The sequence below is a fragment of the Sphingomonas sp. TDK1 genome (genome assembly GCF_001650735.1).
GTDB lineage: Bacteria > Pseudomonadota > Alphaproteobacteria > Sphingomonadales > Sphingomonadaceae > Sphingomonas.
This window is the reverse complement of sequence record NZ_LXVY01000039.1, coordinates 6,929-8,392: the sequence shown is the minus strand read 5'-3', so window position 1 is coordinate 8,392 and position 1,464 is coordinate 6,929. Positions and strand designations below refer to the sequence as shown.

Here is a 1,464-nt window from a genome sequence, read left to right as displayed (position 1 = left end):
CTATGCCAACCAGGCGATGCGCTGCGACGCGCTGACGCCGGTGTGGCTGAGCGTGCTGGTCGCTGCCGGTGCGCTGCTGGTGGCGCTGACGCTGGTCAACCCGGCGTCGCGCTGGGTGCGGCTGGGCCTGGCGGTGCTCGCGGGCGGGCTGATCGTCGCTGGCTTCGTTCATTTCTTCCCGCAATGCCTCGGGCGGCCGGAGCAGGTTTCCGACGAACTCTACCGCACCTGGCTGTCCAATGTCCGCGAGGCGCGGCCGATTTATCGCCATCCCGCCGACACGGCGGTACCCGTTGCCATCGTGGCGGGCCTGGGGCTGATCGGCGCGCTGCTCGCGGGTCCGACGGTGGTCGGCTGGGTTGCGATTGCGCTGTTCACGGCCTTTGCCGCCGCGATGCTGCTGTGGCAGATGCGCGCGGCGCCCGGCGCGCAGTTGCTGGCGGTACCGGGCATCACCGCGCTGATCTGGATCCTGGTGCCGCTCGCGCTCCAGCGCGGGCCGCTCTGGCTGCGGATCGGGGTGGCCGTGCTCGCCTTTGCCGTCGTCGGCGTGCTTGCAAGCGGCGTGAAGATGCCGTGGGCGGCGAACAAGAGCGCGTCGAAGCCCGGCAGCGACAAGGTGCGCCAGGCGAACATCGCCTGCACCCGCACCTCCCAGCTGCGCACGCTGAACGCGATTCCCGCCGCGACGATGTTCACCCAGGTCGATCTCGGCCCGCGACTGATCGTGGTGACGCACCACAATGCCGTCGCCGGCCCCTATCACCGCAATGGCGACGCGATCCTCGACGTCCACCATGCCTTCGCCGGCACGGCGGACGGGTTCCGGCCGATCGCCGCGCGCCACAAGGCTGCGTACCTGCTGCTCTGCCCGAACATGGCAGAGACGACCGTGTACCGTTCGCACAACCCGGTCGGCTTCTACGCCCAGCTCGCCAAGGGGCAGGTGCCGGGCTGGCTGGAACCGGTGCCGCTGCCCGATGGCTCGCCCTACAAGCTGTGGAAGATCCGCTACCAGGGGCGGTGACCGCGCGCCCGGATGGACGAACGGGGCATGGCGCGGCTACAGCAATCGCCATGCCCGCAACCCCCGCCTGGCCGCCGCAATCCGCCCCCCGCCTGTTCGTCGACGGCCCGCTCGAACCCGGCCTGCGCCGCATCGACGGTCCGCAGGCGCATTATCTGGGCTCGGTGATGCGGCTGAAGCCGGGCGAAGCGGTGAAGCTGTTCGACGGCACCAGCGGCGAATGGCTTGGCATCGCCCGCGATATCGGCAAGCGCGACCTGACGCTGGAAGTGACCGAGCAGCTTCGTCCGCACGAATCCGTGCCGGACCTGTGGCTCTGCGCGGCACCGATCAAGAAAGGCCGCATCGACTGGGTGGCTGAGAAAGCCTGCGAGCTGGGCGTGGCGCGTCTGGTGCCGGTGCTCACCCGCCGCACCGTGATCGACCGGCTCAACCTC

General features: G+C 69.9%; 1 protein-coding gene and 1 pseudogene. Both read left to right on the top strand.

The window, feature by feature from the left end:
• Positions 1–1,027: pseudogene (locus A7X12_RS19395) on the top strand (AcrB/AcrD/AcrF family protein); the annotation flags it as partial.
• Positions 1,028–1,077: 50 nt separating this feature from the next.
• Positions 1,078–1,464, top strand: a 387-nt coding sequence (locus A7X12_RS26475; protein WP_232318602.1) for an RsmE family RNA methyltransferase, incomplete at its 3' end; no start/stop codon positions are given.